The 14,096-nt window shown below is 72.7% G+C and carries 14 protein-coding genes; 5 read left to right on the top strand and 9 right to left on the bottom strand.

Translation table 11 applies throughout. The annotated features are described in order from the left end of the window. The first annotated feature begins 132 nt into the window (after nucleotides 1-132). Nucleotides 133-1,086, top strand: a complete 954-nt coding sequence (locus ACZ55A_RS30860; protein WP_468846971.1) for an MBL fold metallo-hydrolase — start codon at nucleotides 133-135, stop codon at nucleotides 1,084-1,086. Nucleotides 1,087-1,103: 17 nt separating this feature from the next. Here the strand turns inward: ACZ55A_RS30860 and ACZ55A_RS30855 are convergent, their stop codons facing one another. After that, nucleotides 1,104-2,888: an alkaline phosphatase family protein gene (locus ACZ55A_RS30855; RefSeq protein ID WP_468846968.1), complete on the bottom strand. Its 1,785-nt coding sequence runs from the start codon at nucleotides 2,886-2,888 to the stop codon at nucleotides 1,104-1,106. A 360-nt stretch (nucleotides 2,889-3,248) separates the two neighbouring features. Here ACZ55A_RS30855 and ACZ55A_RS30850 point away from each other — a divergent pair, with 360 nt between their 5' ends. Further along, nucleotides 3,249-4,331, top strand: a complete 1,083-nt coding sequence (locus tag ACZ55A_RS30850) for a S1 family peptidase (protein WP_468846965.1) — start codon at nucleotides 3,249-3,251, stop codon at nucleotides 4,329-4,331. 42 nt (nucleotides 4,332-4,373) lie between these two features. Here the strand turns inward: ACZ55A_RS30850 and ACZ55A_RS30845 are convergent, their stop codons facing one another. The 4 genes from ACZ55A_RS30845 to ACZ55A_RS30830 all read right to left on the bottom strand — a co-directional run bounded on the left by ACZ55A_RS30845 (nucleotide 4,374) and on the right by ACZ55A_RS30830 (nucleotide 7,327). Then, on the bottom strand, nucleotides 4,374-4,895 hold the full coding sequence (locus tag ACZ55A_RS30845) for a SixA phosphatase family protein (RefSeq protein WP_468846963.1): 522 nt from the start codon (nucleotides 4,893-4,895) through the stop codon (nucleotides 4,374-4,376). A 218-nt stretch (nucleotides 4,896-5,113) separates the two neighbouring features. Then, a complete protein-coding gene (locus tag ACZ55A_RS30840; protein WP_468846961.1) occupies nucleotides 5,114-6,115 on the bottom strand; it encodes an Acg family FMN-binding oxidoreductase in 1,002 nt (333 codons plus the stop codon). 219 nt (nucleotides 6,116-6,334) lie between these two features. After that, the gene (locus ACZ55A_RS30835) at nucleotides 6,335-6,811 is read right to left on the bottom strand and encodes a CBS domain-containing protein (protein WP_468846958.1); all 477 of its coding nucleotides are present in this window, start codon (nucleotides 6,809-6,811) and stop codon (nucleotides 6,335-6,337) included. Between the two features lie 54 nt (nucleotides 6,812-6,865). Continuing rightward, nucleotides 6,866-7,327, bottom strand: coding sequence for a cyclic nucleotide-binding domain-containing protein (locus ACZ55A_RS30830; protein ID WP_468846956.1), 462 nt, complete (start codon nucleotides 7,325-7,327; stop codon nucleotides 6,866-6,868). Between the two features lie 303 nt (nucleotides 7,328-7,630). Between ACZ55A_RS30830 and ACZ55A_RS30825 the strand changes: the two genes are divergently transcribed. After that, entirely contained in the window at nucleotides 7,631-8,449 is an 819-nt protein-coding gene (locus tag ACZ55A_RS30825) for a universal stress protein (protein WP_468846953.1), read from the top strand. Between the two features lie 66 nt (nucleotides 8,450-8,515). On the opposite strand, the gene ACZ55A_RS30820 is transcribed toward ACZ55A_RS30825, so the two are convergent. Together ACZ55A_RS30820 and ACZ55A_RS30815 are read right to left on the bottom strand one after the other, a co-directional pair. After that, nucleotides 8,516-9,412, bottom strand: coding sequence for a universal stress protein (locus ACZ55A_RS30820; protein ID WP_468846951.1), 897 nt, complete (start codon nucleotides 9,410-9,412; stop codon nucleotides 8,516-8,518). 79 nt (nucleotides 9,413-9,491) lie between these two features. Beyond that, complete coding sequence (locus ACZ55A_RS30815; RefSeq protein WP_468846949.1) at nucleotides 9,492-9,920, bottom strand: Hsp20/alpha crystallin family protein; 429 nt, start codon at nucleotides 9,918-9,920, stop codon at nucleotides 9,492-9,494. A 224-nt stretch (nucleotides 9,921-10,144) separates the two neighbouring features. Between ACZ55A_RS30815 and ACZ55A_RS30810 the strand changes: the two genes are divergently transcribed. After that, the gene (locus ACZ55A_RS30810) at nucleotides 10,145-11,851 is read left to right on the top strand and encodes a sensor histidine kinase (protein ID WP_468846946.1); all 1,707 of its coding nucleotides are present in this window, start codon (nucleotides 10,145-10,147) and stop codon (nucleotides 11,849-11,851) included. A 61-nt stretch (nucleotides 11,852-11,912) separates the two neighbouring features. Here the strand turns inward: ACZ55A_RS30810 and ACZ55A_RS30805 are convergent, their stop codons facing one another. After that, the gene (locus ACZ55A_RS30805; protein ID WP_468846944.1) at nucleotides 11,913-12,620 is read right to left on the bottom strand and encodes a response regulator; all 708 of its coding nucleotides are present in this window, start codon (nucleotides 12,618-12,620) and stop codon (nucleotides 11,913-11,915) included. A gap of 189 nt (nucleotides 12,621-12,809) precedes the next feature. On the opposite strand from ACZ55A_RS30805, the gene ACZ55A_RS30800 reads away from it, so the two are divergent. Continuing rightward, entirely contained in the window at nucleotides 12,810-13,385 is a 576-nt protein-coding gene (locus ACZ55A_RS30800) for an Rv1733c family protein (RefSeq protein ID WP_468846941.1), read from the top strand. 93 nt (nucleotides 13,386-13,478) lie between these two features. Here ACZ55A_RS30800 and ACZ55A_RS30795 read toward each other — a convergent pair whose 3' ends face one another. After that, nucleotides 13,479-14,096 carry a CBS domain-containing protein gene (locus ACZ55A_RS30795; RefSeq protein ID WP_468846939.1) on the bottom strand — a complete coding sequence of 206 codons (618 nt, stop codon included), beginning with the start codon at nucleotides 14,094-14,096 and terminating at the stop codon, nucleotides 13,479-13,481.

Genomic DNA, 14,096 nt, shown 5'->3' with positions numbered 1-14,096 from the left:
GCAAATTCGTTGCTTCTAGCGCGGGAGGGGCGCCGGGGCGGGGGCCGTAAAAGCTAAATAGTTGCTTTAACCAGGGCCAGGTCCTAGGCTGCCGTTAACGCGAATGAATTGCTTTAACGGAGGAGACTTCGGATGGACCGCCCCGCGCATGCCTCACCAACCGCACCGGCCCCCGCCTGGACCGTGGGGGAGATCACCGTCCAGCGCATCGACGAGGTGGCCCTGCCCCCGGAGACCGGCCCCTGGCTGCTTCCGGACGCGACGCCGGAGCTGGTGACCCAAGTGCCCTGGCTGCGGCCCGACTTCGTCGAGGGCTCTGGGGTGCTGCGGCTGGCCAGCCACACCTTCGCATGCTCGGTGGACGGCCTGCGGGTCCTCGTCGACACCGGGATCGGCAACGGCAAACCGCGCGCCAACCCCGCGTGGCACGACCTGAACAGCGACTACCTCGAGCGGCTCACCGCGGCGGGCTTCGCCCCGGAGACCGTCGACCTGGTCCTGCTCACCCACCTCCACACCGACCACGTCGGGTGGAACACCCGGGCGGACGGCGGGAGCTGGCACCCCACCTTCCCCAACGCCCGCTATCTGACCGCCCGAACGGAGTGGGACCACTGGGCGACGACGGAACTGGACGAGGCGCGGAGGCAGATGTTCCGGGACTCGGTCCATCCGGTCAGGGAGGCCGGCCTGCTCGACCTCATCGACGTCCCGGACGAGGGGGTCGGTGTCGCCCCCGGCATCCGCCTGCTCCCCACCCCCGGACACACCCCGGGCCACGTCGCCGTGCAGCTCCGCAGCCAGGGCGCCACCGCCCTGATCACCGGCGACTGCCTCCACCACCCCGTACAGGTGGCCCGTCCCGGCCTCAACAGCTGTGCGGACACCGACCCCCGCCAGGCGGCCGCCACCCGGCGCCGGCTGCTCGCCTCGCTGGCCGACACCGGCACCCTGGTCCTCGGCACCCACTTCCCGGCGCCCACCGGCGGTCTGGTGACGTCCCGGGGCGGCTCGTACCGGTTCACGCCGCTCCCGCAGCACACCATGGGACGTCCGGAACCGCGTACGTCGACTTCCGGTGCATAGCCGACCGGCTCCTGGCGTCAGTTACGGGTGGCGCCGGGGTGCGGGCCGTAGGCGGTCAGAAAGCGGTCGCGGAAGGTGTCCATCCGCCAGACCGGGGCCTTGCGGCCGGGCTTGAGGCCTTGCTGCCAGCCCCAGCCGGAGATCCGGTCCAGCACGGCCTGGTCGTGGGCGACGATCGCGACCGGCACATCGCGGCTCGCGTGCTCGCCGGTGACGGCCGGGACCGGCTGGTGGTCGCCCAGGAAGACCAGCACGGTGTTCTTCGTGCCGTACTTCTCCACGTAGGAGATGAGGCTGCGCAACGAGTACTGGATGGACCGCGCGTACTCGGTACGCACCTGGGCGGGGTCCTCCCAGACGTCCTTGGGGTCCTTGCCCGCCTTCTCGATGGCGTTGTAGACCGAACCGTCACCGATCCGGTCCCAGTCGATCAGCTTGGGCAGCGGCGCCCAGGGATTGTGACTGGAGGTCAGGATGATCTCCGACATCAGCGGCTTGCTGCCGGAACTGCGGTGCCGGAGACGTTCGAAGGCTGCCAGGCTGTACTGGTCGGGCATCCGCGACCAGCTGAACTTCGGCCCCCGGTAGCCCAGGTGCCAGGCATCGTGGACGCTGTCGAGACCGTAGAACTTCGCCTCCGGCCAGGACCGGCTGACGCCCGGCATGATGCCGACCGTGCGCCAGGCTCCGGTCCGCCGGAAGGCGCCGGTGAGGCTCAGCCGGTCGCTGGAGGTGACGGTGCGGTAGCGCTGCTGGTTGGTGATCCACAGGCCCGACATGAAGGTGGAGTGCGCCAGCCAGCTGCCGCCGCCCGCCGTCGACGAGGTGAGGTAGGCGCTCTGCGAGCGGAACCCGGCCTTGCGCAGCCGGCGGGTCCCGTCGGCGAGTACCGCGTCGACCTGGGCGGCCATCCGCGGATCCTCGACGGCGCTGCGCCCGTAGCTCTCGATGAAGGTGAAGAGGACGTCCTTGCCGCGCAGTCCGGTCAGCAGCCGGTCGGCCGGGGCGTCGCGGAAGGTGTCACCGGCCGCCTCCTTGGCGAACACCTGCTCGTCGTGGAGGGTCGTACGCACCTGGTGGGCACGGCCCTGCACGATCTGGGCCACGCTCATGGCGGAGACCGGATCCGCGCCGAGCTGCGCACCGAGTGCGGCACAGGTGATCCAGACGGTCCCGACGACGAAGGTGGTGCGGGTCGCGGCGGCGCTGTGCCGGGCTATGAGGCGGCTCAGCCGGACGACCGCCAGCATCATGAGGACGAACAGGGCGACAACGAGGACCACCACCCCGATCACCGCTCCGGTGGCGCCCGCCCCGCCCAGCGAATCGCGGAGGAACGAGGTGGCGTCGCCGAACAGACTCCAGTCCAGCACCGGGTCGAACGGCCGGGCGAGGACTGCGTAGAAGCCCATGTCGAGGCAGTTGAGGACGGTCGCCGTACCGAGGACGGCCCCGCCGAGCAGCGCCGCCACCCGCCGCGGCCTCGGCGGCAGGACGAGCAGCAGGGCCGCGCCGAGGATCCCCTCCACCGGGATGCGCAGAAATGCGCCGGGCGTGAGGCGGGTGAGCTGGTTGGGGAGGAGGAGGGCCACGAGGACGAGCAGGGCGGACAGGATGGTGGCCGCGACGGCCGCGGCCCGTGCCACGGTGGGGTGCCACCTGGGCTGCCACCTCCACCGGCGCGGGCCGGCGGGGGCCGCGTCCGGCACACGTTGCGCGGGGATGCCCGAGGACAGGTCGTCGTCCTCCGCGGCCGCCCGGTCCGTGTCCGGCAGCTGGCGTGAGCGCGTGAAGAGCAGCACCCGAAGGTCCTTCCGTACGAAGCCCGGTGGTGACACGGCGGACCAGGCCCGGGAGACCGCCGCCGCGGTTATCTGTACGGCCTGGCGACCGCGTCCGTTCAACGGCCGGGAAGATCGGCGGCGGTCCCCGCAGCGGGGCGTACGACGCCGGGCCGGCCGAGGGCGCCACCGGCCGTCCAGGTGATTCCTGCGCGGCTCCGGCCGGGCGGGTGTAGGGCGCGGCAGGAGCAGGAAAGGAATAGGGAACCCCTGAGCGAAGGACGTGGCCTGGTGCGACGTCGGTGAGAAGGGGACTGCCCTGCCTCCTACGGGGCCGGCTCACCCCCCGGCCGGCCCGAACCCCCCAGCAGAGGTTCTGAGTTGACGAACACGCGCGTATCCACGCCCCGCACCGCCCTCGCCGGTGCCGGTGCCGGTGCGGTGGTTCTGATCACCGCCGCCCTAGCCCTGCCGAGCGCCGGCGCCACCCCCCGCCCGGCCCCTGACCCCCCGTCGGCCGCCACCGCCGCCCAGCGCGCCAGGGAGATCGGCTCCCGACTCGGTGACCAGGCGGCGGGGTCGTACTACGACGCCGCCCACCACAAGCTCATCGTGAACGTGACGAACGAGTCCGCCGCGGCCAAGGTGCGCGGCGCCGGAGCCGAGGTCAGGATCGTCAAGCACTCCCTGACCTCGCTGAACGCCGCCCGAGCCACCCTCAAGGAGCAGGCCTCGATCCCCGGGACCTCCTGGGCGGTGGATCCGCGGGCCAACAAGGTGGTCATCACCGCTGACCGCACGGTCCAGGGCGAGGGCCTGCAACGGCTCAGGGCCGTCACCTCCGCGCTCGGTGACCGCGTCGCGCTCCGGCGGTCGGCGGGCACGCTCCGGCCGCTGATCGCCGGGGGCGACGCCATCTGGGGCGGCGCGACCCGCTGCTCGCTCGCCTTCAACGTCACCAAGGACGGGCAGCCGTACTTCCTGACGGCCGGGCACTGCACCGGCGCGGTACGGAGCTGGTCCGCGACGCACGGAGGCCCCGAGATCGCCGTGTCCGAGACCAGCAAGTTCCCCGGTGACGATTTCGGCATCGCGAGGTACACCGCCGACGACATCGCGCACCCCAGCGCGGTGGACCTCTACGACGGCAGCACGCAGCCCATCACCACCGCGGCCGAGGCGATCGTGGGCCAGACGGTCCGGCGCAGCGGCAGCACCACACAGGTCCACGACGGTGAGGTGCTCGCCGTCGAGGTGACGGCCAATTACCAGCAGGGGCCGGTCGACGATCTGATCCAGACCAACATCTGCGCGGAGCCCGGCGACAGCGGCGGGGCGCTCTTCGACGACACCGCCGCGGTCGGCGTGACCTCCGGCGGCCGCGGTGACTGCTCCTCGGGGGGCGAGACCTACTACCAGCCGGTGCGAGAGGCCCTGGAGAAGACCGGAACACGGCTCGGCTGACGGCGGTACGGCGCGGCCCGGGTGGGGCCGCGCCGTCGGCCGTCAGTCGTCCGGTCCGCGGGCCACCGCGAGGTCGGTGAGGAGGGCTCCTCGTGCGGTGGCTCTGGGCCAGGGGCCGTGCTGGGCGAGTACGGCCAGGGCGCAGGTGGGGAACTTCTCCCGGGTACGTTCCAGGGCGTCGCTCAGCGCTTCTTCGGCGAGCAGCAGGACGAGGTCCTGGACCGCGGGGTTGTGACCGACCAGCAGCAAGGTGCGTACGGTGTCCGGGGTTTCGTGTGCGACGCTGAGCAGGTCGGTGACGTCCGCGTCGTAGAGGCGTACGTCGTGGCGGACCGGGGGCAGCACGGGAAGCTGTGCGGCGGCGAGTTCCCAGGTCTGGCGCGCCCGAGTGGCGGTGGAGCAGAGGACCAGGTCCGGGATGCAGTCGGCGTCCCGCAGCCACCGGCCGGCGGCGGGGGCGTCCCGCCGTCCGCGGGCGGCGAGCGGCCGGTCATGGTCCTCCACGTCCGGCGGCCGGGCGGACTTCGCGTGGCGCAGGACGACGAGTCGGCGCACTCCTGTCACGGGGCCTCCACATAGCGTCGACGGCACGGGTCTGACGTCCGTCCGCAAGCTTCACACCCCGGGAGCGGTCCGCGAAACCGCACTGCGGCAGTTACCCCACATGGCCTCCGTGAACGCCACCCGGCGACACAGCTCGCCGCGGGAGCGTGGGCCGGGCCCTGGACCGCGGACGCCAAAGCACCGCGCCATGGGCCGCGTTCATGTGCCACGGGCCCGGGTCACGGCCTGATCGTCAGTACCTCGTCCACCGGCCGACGGGGGGTGCGGGGCCCCTGCGGGCCGTAGCCCAGGCGCATGATCATCTGGACATGGCCGGTTCCGGAGACCGGATCGCGCAGGATCCAGCGCAGGTCGGGCCATTCGAGGGGCTGGGTGGCGAAGGACGCGGCAAGCCCCTCCAGGGTGGCCAGCAGCAGGACGTGTTGCAGGGCCTGGCCGGCGCGCAGCCAGTCGGCCGGTCCGTCACCGGGGGTGCTCAGCGAGGCCAGCTGGGGGTGCTTTTCGAAGTCGGCGAAGATGCGGTGCGGCAGTGCGTGCCGGCCGGCGAAGTCGCGGACGGGGGCGGTGCCGCCCTGCTTGACGGGCCCGAAGGCGTAGTCCGGGATGCCGTCGGCGGGCGAGGGCTCGGGCGCCTCGGCGGAGGTGTCGTGGGTCCAGCGACGCTGTTCGGCGTCCCGCTGGGCGTCCATGCGGTTGTAGCCCTCGGCGTGTGTGATCAGGTCGAGGACGGTCTCGCGGTGCGCGGTGGTCAGGAACCTCAGCTCGGCGCCTTCCCGGGCGGCGGCCTCTGCGAGGACGGCGCGAAGGGTGTCCGGGATGCGGCGTTCCGAGAAGGGGACCCGGCTGGTGTGGCGGGCGCGGAGGGCGGGGTGGAGGGCCGGCAGGGGCTCGTCCAGGGGCGTGTGCGGCGGGTCCAGTCGCAGCGTGGCCAGCAGCGCCGGGTCGGCGGGGTCGGGCAGGAGGGTCGTCGCGGTCCGGTGGCCGACGTGCTCCGCGGCCACCCGCAGGTTCAGCAGCGCGGCTCCACAGCCCAGGTGCAGGGCGCGGGTGGTGGGGTCGGCGTGCGGCATCGCGCGCTCGGCGTCCGCGGAGAGCGTGAAGGTACGGCTGTGGCGGGTGTAGGTGAAGCGCCAGGGCTGGGCGTTGTGCATGGACGGCGCGGAGGCCGCGTCGGCGACGAGGGACTTCACCAGGGTGTCGTCGAGGATCTGGGTGAACACCGGGAGCCTCCGGGGGGCGCCGGACGGCGGGTCACGGACAGCGGATCCGTGGTGCCGGCCGGCATCGGTGGGTGTGCGGACAGCGTCGTGGTTCTCTCCAGCGTGCGGCGGCGGCGCCGGGGGCGTCAGGGGCCATAGGTCCCTTCCCGCAGGCCACTCGGGCCGCACAGGGGCTGCGAGGCGTACCGCCCTGGGGGCGGCGGCCCGACGTCGGCACGCTCAGAGCCCGGGTGCCCGGTCGCGCGGAGCCGCGCCGTCTGCCGCGTGCGGTGGCCCGGGCGGCTCGGCCAGTGCGCACCACGACAGCGGCTCCAGCAGTTCGCCGAGCCGGTGTGCGACGTCCATGAGCAGGTCGTCCAGCGCCACCAGGCCCGTCAGCCGGTCCCCGTCCACCACCGGAAGCCGGCGAACGCCCGCCCGGCGCATGGTGTGGTACGCCAGGTCCACATCGTCATCCGCCCGGACGGTGATGGCCGGTGCCGTCATCACGTCGGCGACCGGAGCGGTCGCGCTCACCCCCGTGGCGAGCCCGCGCACCGTCAAGTCGCGGTCGGTGACCACGCCTTGGATCGCCGCACCGGACATCACCACGAGGTATCCGACGGTGCGCTCCGCCATCCGCTGTGCGGATTCGGCCAGTGTGGTGCCGGGCGCGACCGTCACCACCGGTGTGCGCATCACCTCGCGTATCCGCATGAGTGGTCCTCCCTCTGAGCACCGCGCCGAACGGCGCACCGGCCGACCGCGCCGTCACGGCGGGGCCGGCATGGTGCTGATCCGTGAGCCGCATATGTCGAGCAACCGGAACCGGGTGGCCTGGAGACGGCGGGCGACCACATCGAGGACCCGGTGGGTGACGGCGAGGCCGAGCGCCGGGTCCGCCTCGCACAGCGCGCGTACCGCGGTCGCGTCGAACTCATGGGCCCGTACGGGGGTGGCGGCCTCGGCGCCCATCCGCCAGGCGTACGGCGGTACGAGCCATGACCAGCCCAGCAGATCACCGTGCTCGAGCGTCTCGACGACGGCCGGGCGGCGCTCCGCCACGTGGATGTCGAGGTTGACCGAGCCGGTGCGGATGATCCAGAAGCGGTCGGCGGGTTCTCGCTCTTCGAAGATCCGCGCCCCCGCGGGGAACGACACCTCGTGCGCGAACCGCATCAGGCGTTCGCGTCCTTGGGCGGGCAGGACGTTGAGCAGTGGCGTAGTGGTCATGGCGCTTCTCCCAGGGGACGGGGTGGTGGGCCAAAGGCCCCCGGGGCCGCCGGACCCCGGGGGCCACCCCGTTGGACCCACGCCCTCCTCGTCGCCCCCAGTGAAGCGCGCGGCGTGCGGCGTCGAGGAGATCCGGTCGGGCCGTGGCGAGGGGCCGACCGGCCCCATGTTCCGGCCGGGCACGGCACGGCGATCAGGCCCCCCGACTCACGGGGAGGGCCCGCTCGGCCCAAGACCCGCCGGCGCAATGCGGGGATGCTGGAGTGAGGGTGGTCCATAGCCCTGACCCCGCGGAGGTACGTCATGGGCGGCTCTGTTCTCGTAGGACTCGACGGCACCGTGAGCAGCGAGCCGGCGGTGCGCTGGGGCGCCGAGGAGGCAGCGGCCCGGGGCCTGCCGCTCCACCTGCTGCACTCCTCGGTCTCCCAGGGGCAGGCCGTCCCCCCTGCGCTGGAGACGGCCGCCAAGCGGCAGCGTTTCGGTGCCGATGTGCTCGGCGCGGCCGAAGAGACGGCGCATGCGCTGCACCCGGAGCTCGAGGTGTCGACCGAGGAGGTCGCGGACCAGGCGGTGGACGCTTTGCTGGACCGCGGCCGGCGGGCCACGATGACGGTGCTCGGCTCGCGTGCCCACGGCGCGGTCGCCGGTTTCCTGCTCGGCTCGGTGAGCCTGCATGTGCTCGGTCGCGCGGAGTGCGCGGTGGTCACGGTGCGCGAGGAGGAGCTGGCCGCCGCCGCTACCCAGCCGGAGATCGTGGTCGGCGTGCAGGAGGCGGCGCCGGAGGACGAGGCGGTGCTGGACTTCGCGTTCACGGCCGCCGATGCCCATGGCGCGCCGCTGCGTGCCGTGCGGGCGTATGCGATGCAGGCGGCGGACATTCCTGCCGGTGGGCAGCCGCTCGGCGAGGCCCTGGGGCCCTGGCGGGCGAAGTACCCGGCGGTCGAGGTGATCGAGGATGTGCAGCGCGGCCGGGTGGTGCCCACGCTGCTGGGGGCCTGCTCACGGTCCGCTCTGCTGGTGATCGGGCGCCGGTTCCAGCGCTCGCCGATGCTGCTCGGCCCCGTTGTGCTCGCCGTGCTGCACCATGCCCGCTGTCCGGTGGCGGTCGTACCACGGATCTGAGCCCGTACGGCACCCGTACGGCACTGCTGACCCCGTACCGGCGAGCCGGGCCCGCAAGGGCCGCCCTCAGTCGTGCGGGACCACGGCGACCGGGCAGGTCACATGGTGGATCGCGGCATGGGCCACCGGGCCGACGCGGGGGGCGAGGAACGGGCGGTGCCGCCGGCGGCCGACCGCCAGGAGTTCGGCGCCCGGAACCGTCTGGACCATGGCCCGGGTGGGGCTTTCCGGCAGCACGGTCGGCTCCACCGCCACCTCGGGGTAGCGCTCGCACCACGGCCGGAGGGCGTCGCGCAGTTCACCGTCCGCCTCCTTGGTGATCTCCGCGACCGCGTCGGGGTCGACGCCCCAGGGTGCGTATGCGTGGCCAGGGAGCGGGCGGCCGTGTACGGCCTGCAACGGGAGGCCACGGGTCGCCGCGGCGTCGAAGGCGAAGTCGAGCAGGCGGTCACAGGGGGCGTGGAGGCTCACCCCGACAACAATCCGCGCCGGTGGGGCAGTTGCGGTGGCGTCCGCGGTGTCCGCGGGGGGTGGGCCGCCCGGCCCGCCGCCCCGGACGAGGACGACCGGGCCCTCGGCCTGGCCCACCACGTCGAGGCTGATGTCACCGAGCACAAAGCTCTCCCACATCCCGAGCGCGCGGGAGCCGAGCACGACCATCCGTGAGTCGTCCGCCGCGCGCAGCAGCGCCGGTTTGGCCTCCGAGCCCACCAGCTCCTCGACGATCTGTAGCCGGGGGTGGCGTTCGAGGACGGCGTCCCGGGCCGCGTGCACGATCTGCCGGGCGTTGGCGTTCTGGTCGCGCTCGGGGGGCGTATCGGGCGCTTCGGCGGCGAGCAGTATCCAGGCGTGCAGCAGCCGCAGCACCGCCTGCCGGCGGTCCGCTTCGTCGGCGGCCCACTGCGCGGCCGCCATGCTCTCCGGCGAACCGTCGAGCCCGGCCGTGATGATTTCCGGCTCCATGGCTGTCCTTACTTCCGGAACTTCCGGGGGACCAGGGCGTGGGTGCGCCGGTGAGGGAGCACGCACGCCCGGACCGGAGTCATCCCTCCGATTTGCTGCGCTTGACAGTGATCTTCGTGGTTTCGTCCGTCCTGCCGCTCCGCGGCACCCGAACGGTCAGAATGCCGGCGGTGTAGTCCGCGGTCGCCTTGTCACCCTGCGCTCCGGCCGGCAGTTGCACGGTGCGGGCGAAGGCGCCGTAGTGGAATTCGGACGTTCCCTTGTGTTCCGTGCGCTCGGCGCGTTCGCCACGAATGGTGAGCGCGTCTCCGGTCGCTTCGACCTCGAGGTCCTTGCCCGGATCGAGTCCGGGAAGTTCGGCCTTGAGCTCGTAGGCGTCCTCGTCCACCTGCTCCTCGATGCGGATACCGTGCATTCCGCTGCGCGTGAGCAGTCCGGTTTCGATCCGGTCGAATACGTCCTGGACCGACGGCATCCGTCCGGGATGGCGTTGCAGTACGTTGCCCATCGTTGCTCCTCATCGGCGTTGCATCGGCATTGCCTGGGGCCGGGCGGCAACGCCCGCCCCCTGTTATCGAGCTTGCGGGATGCCCGGCATGCCCACAAATGAGCCGATGGGCGCCGGGCCGGGGCCGAACGGCCCTCCGTGCTCCGACCTGCACAGTCGCGCCCGCGGCGACTAGCGTGGGGGGTGGGCCCGCGCCCTGAGCGCCGGGCACATCGGAGGGCGCCGTGGATGACGAGCGACGGACCGGGACCGCCCGGCTGCGCCTGGACGCACTCCCCGGCGACCTGCAAGAACGCCTCTGCTCGGTGGAACGGACCACGGGCCCCTCGCTCCGCCCCCTCCTCGAAGCCGTGCTGTCGGTGGGCAAGGAACTGGAGCTGCGGCAGGTACTGCGCCGGATCGTCGAGGCCGCGGTGGTGCTGGTGGACGCCGAATACGGCGCGCTCGGGGTGATCGGCGAGGGCACCCGGCTCTCCCAGTTCATCCCGGTAGGGGTCGACGAGGAGCAGGTCGCACGCATCGGGCCGCTGCCGTCCGGCCATGGAATTCTCGGCGAGCTGATCCGCCACCCCACTCCGCTGCGGGTGACCGAACTCGGCGAACACCCTTCGTCTTACGGATTCCCGCCGCATCACCCGCCGATGCGCTCATTTCTCGGGGTACCGATCCGGGTCCGCGACGAGGTGTTCGGCAATCTCTATCTCACCGAGAAACGCGGCGGCGGGGAATTCGACGCCGATGACGAGACGGTGCTGTCGACACTGGCAGTGGCAGCCGGGGTCGCCATCGAGAATGCCCGGTTGTACGAGGAGGCCCGCTATCGGCAGCAGTGGCTGGCGGCCAACGGAGAGATCGTCGCCGGGCTGTTGTCGGGTGCGGACGAGCGGGGCGTCCTCGAAACCATCGTCGAGCATGCCGTGCGCATCCTCTCCGCGGATCTCGGAGTGCTGGCGCTGCCCGTCGCGGGGGACAGCCTGCGGGTGGAGCTCGCCACCGGTGTGGATGCCGAGGCGCACCGCGGTCTGGTCCTCCCCCGCCACGGCTCGTTCGCCGGGGCGGCGCTGGCCGTCGGGGAGCCGTTGATCAGCCTCGATATCGAGCACGACCAGAGGGTGACCGCCGGCCCACCGCGCTGGATGGGCCTGGGGCCCGCCGTCGCGGTGCCGATGCTCGCCCGCGAGCGGGCGCGCGGTGTGCTGGTGCTGGCCCGGCTGCACGGCCGCCCTCCGTTCACCGAGCCGGAGACCGCGCCGCTGCCGACCTTCGCCGGCCAGGCGGCACTGGCGCTGGAGCTGTCCGAGCAGCGCGCGGCCACCGAGCAGGTCACACTGCTCAAGGAGCGCGAGCGGATCGCCCGCGATCTGCACGATCTGGCGATCCAACGGCTCTTCGCCACCGGTATGACGTTGCAGAGCGCGGTGCGCTTCGTGGACCATCCCGAGGCGAGCGAGCGGCTGCTGCGCGCGGTGGACGATCTGGACGAGACGATCAAGATCATCAGGTCCACCATCTTCGGTCTCCGCGCCCACGAGCCCGGCCGCGGCCGCCACGGCCTGCGGGTGCGTACGGTCACCGCGGTGGAGCAGGAGGCCCGGGCGCTGGAGTTCACCCCGTCCCTGCACATGGAGGGGCTGGTCGACACCGAGGTACCGGCCGAGGTCGCCGAGCAGGTGCCGGCGGTGCTCGGTGAGGCGCTGAGCAATGTCGCACGGCACGCACGGGCGAGCGCGGCGGATGTCTCCCTGGTCGTCGGCGACCGGAGGCTGACGGTGACGGTGCGGGACAACGGCGTCGGCATCCCCGAAGGTGGCCGGCGCAGCGGACTGCACAATCTGGCCAGGCGGGCCGAGAGCGCGGGCGGCGGGATGACCGTCGAATCGCCGCCCGAGGGCGGGACCCGGCTGGTGTGGTGGGTGCCGCTGCCGGGGTGAACGTGCCGCAGGACCGAGGTACTTACGGGGTTACGTATGCGCGGGGCAGGCGCACCCCGGGTCATGTGCTCCCGGGCCGCGGCCCCGGTTCGGGCGCCGAGGTGGCCTGGGTGGCGAGGACCGCCGCCTGGATGCGTCGCTCCACACCGAGTTTGGCCAGCAGACGGGAGATGTGGTTCTTGATGGTCTTCTCGGAGAGGTAGAGCCGTTGGCCGATCTGACGGTTCGTCATCCCCTCGCCGATCAGCCCCAGGATCTCCCGCTCCCGCGGGGAGAGCCCGGCGAGCGCATCCGCCTCGGGCTCGGCCTCGGACTCCTCGCCCCGCAGCGTGTTCATCAGCCGGGCCGTCGTCGCCGGGTCGAGCATCGAGCGTCCGGAGGCCACCGTCCGTACGGCGGCGACGAGATCGGCCCCCTTGATCTCCTTCAGCACATAGCCGGCCGCACCGGCCATGATCGCGTCGAGCAGCGCATCGTCGTCGTCGAACGAGGTGAGCATCAGACAGGCCAGCCCCGGCATCCGCGACCGCAGCTCCCGGCAGACCGAGACCCCGTCGCCGTCCGGCAGCCGCACGTCCAGCACCGCGACATCCGGCCGGAGCGCGGGGCCGCGGGCCAGCGCATGGTCCGCCGTACCGGCGTCGCCGACCACCTCGATGTCGGGCTCGGCGTCGAGCAGGTCCTGTACCCCACGGCGGACGACCTCATGGTCGTCGAGGAGGAAGACCCGGATGGGCCGCTGGGGGGAGAATGCTGCTGCGTCGCTCATGACGCGCCTCCGACTCGGTACGACGTCCGCCCCGCCTGTCCCCCATCGTGACCCCGATCGCGGGGGCCTGCCAGGGCGGTCCCGCCTCGCGCGGGCCGACGGTCCGGCGGTCTCCTCTGGGGCCGTTCGGCCCCTCACGTCCGCGCGCCGGGCGTGCCAGGGTCGAAGGACAGGCGAAAGGGGTGCGCGATGCCTCTCCGGAAGATCTGCCTGCCGTGGCAGCACAGCCCGCTCAAGCGCGGCACGGATGTCGCGGAGTCCTGGATGATCCTGGTCACCGGCGTGCTGATCGCCGTACTGGCGCCGGCCGCCGGGGTGACGGCCGCGAGCGCGGTGGACGCCGCGGCCCAGCGGCAGAGCCAGGGGTGGCACAGTGTCTCCGCCGTGCTGACCGCGGACCCGCCGGCGCGCATCGGCGTCGATTCCTCGAACGGCACGGCGGGCCGGCTCCACGCGACGGTGCGGTGGACCGCCGCGGACGGCACGCCGCGGACCGGGGAGACGACCGTGGCACCGGGCCTGCGGGCGGGTGACCGGACCACCGCCTGGCTCGACCGGCACGGCAAGCTGGTACGCAACCCGCTCACCCCGGCGGACGCCCTGGCCCAGAGCATCGCGGTCGGCACCGTGGCCGCGTCCAGCACCGGACTGCTGCTCTTCGGTGCCGAGAAGGCCGGGGCCGCGCTGCTGAACCGGCGGCGCGCCGCCCAGTGGGAGAAGGAGTGGGCGGAGGCGGACGCCGAGTGGCCGCACCGCCAGATGTGAAGCCCGGGTCCACGAGGTGCGGAGCCTGGACCGGCCGGGTGCCGATCCGGGCCCGATGCCTGCCCACCGGCTGCCGCCGGGGCCTCGCGAGGTCTACGCCGGCTGCTGGAAGGGGGCCTCGCGCCGGTAGGTGAGGCGGTTGACGACCGCGGTGACGCCGTCGACCTGCCGGGTCATCCGTACCGCGATGGCGACCTGTCCGCTGCTCTCCAGGGAGCCGCCCAGGGTCACCACCCCGTCGTGGACGGAGACCTGCACATTCTCCGGGCTCAGCCACAGCGCCCGCACCACGATCTCGTCGGTCACTTCCTCCAGGATGTCGGAGTCCGGGCGGGCGAAGATCTGGAGCACATCACGCCGGGTGACCATGCCGACCAGCCGGGCCTCCTCGTCCACCACCGGCAGCCGCTCGATACCGCCGGTGCTCATCAGGCGGGCCGCCCGGACGACGGAGTCGTCGGCGCGGACCGTACGGGCCGGGGCGGACATCACCGCACCGGCGGTGAGGTCGTCGCCCCGGGCCGGGCTGCGTGCCGCCCGGGCCAGATCGGTGGCCGAGACGACCCCGATCACCTTGTCGTCGGCGTCCACCACAGGCAGGCCGTTGATGTCGTACTCCGCCAGCCACCGCACCAGTTGACCGGCCGGTGTCCCGCTCCGTGCCCGGACGACATCAACGGTCATGACGCTTCCGACCCGTCGGGGCTTCAT

It is taken from the genome of Streptomyces sp. NPDC034111, from assembly GCF_055575375.1.
This window is presented reverse-complemented; position numbering and strand designations above follow the sequence as displayed.

Excerpts from the sequence above, each read along its gene's own strand:
- ACZ55A_RS30860 (WP_468846971.1), top strand. The coding sequence starts at position 133 with ATGGACCGCCCCGCGCATGCCTCACCAACCGCACCGGCCCCCGCCTGG.
- ACZ55A_RS30835 (WP_468846958.1), bottom strand. The coding sequence starts at position 6,811 with ATGCGGATACGCGAGGTGATGCGCACACCGGTGGTGACGGTCGCGCCC.
- ACZ55A_RS30830 (WP_468846956.1), bottom strand. The coding sequence starts at position 7,327 with ATGACCACTACGCCACTGCTCAACGTCCTGCCCGCCCAAGGACGCGAA.
- ACZ55A_RS30825 (WP_468846953.1), top strand. The coding sequence starts at position 7,631 with ATGGGCGGCTCTGTTCTCGTAGGACTCGACGGCACCGTGAGCAGCGAG.
- ACZ55A_RS30820 (WP_468846951.1), bottom strand. The coding sequence starts at position 9,412 with ATGGAGCCGGAAATCATCACGGCCGGGCTCGACGGTTCGCCGGAGAGC.
- ACZ55A_RS30815 (WP_468846949.1), bottom strand. The coding sequence starts at position 9,920 with ATGGGCAACGTACTGCAACGCCATCCCGGACGGATGCCGTCGGTCCAG.
- ACZ55A_RS30805 (WP_468846944.1), bottom strand. The coding sequence starts at position 12,620 with ATGAGCGACGCAGCAGCATTCTCCCCCCAGCGGCCCATCCGGGTCTTC.
- ACZ55A_RS30800 (WP_468846941.1), top strand. The coding sequence starts at position 12,810 with ATGCCTCTCCGGAAGATCTGCCTGCCGTGGCAGCACAGCCCGCTCAAG.
- ACZ55A_RS30795 (WP_468846939.1), bottom strand. The coding sequence starts at position 14,096 with ATGAAGCCCCGACGGGTCGGAAGCGTCATGACCGTTGATGTCGTCCGG.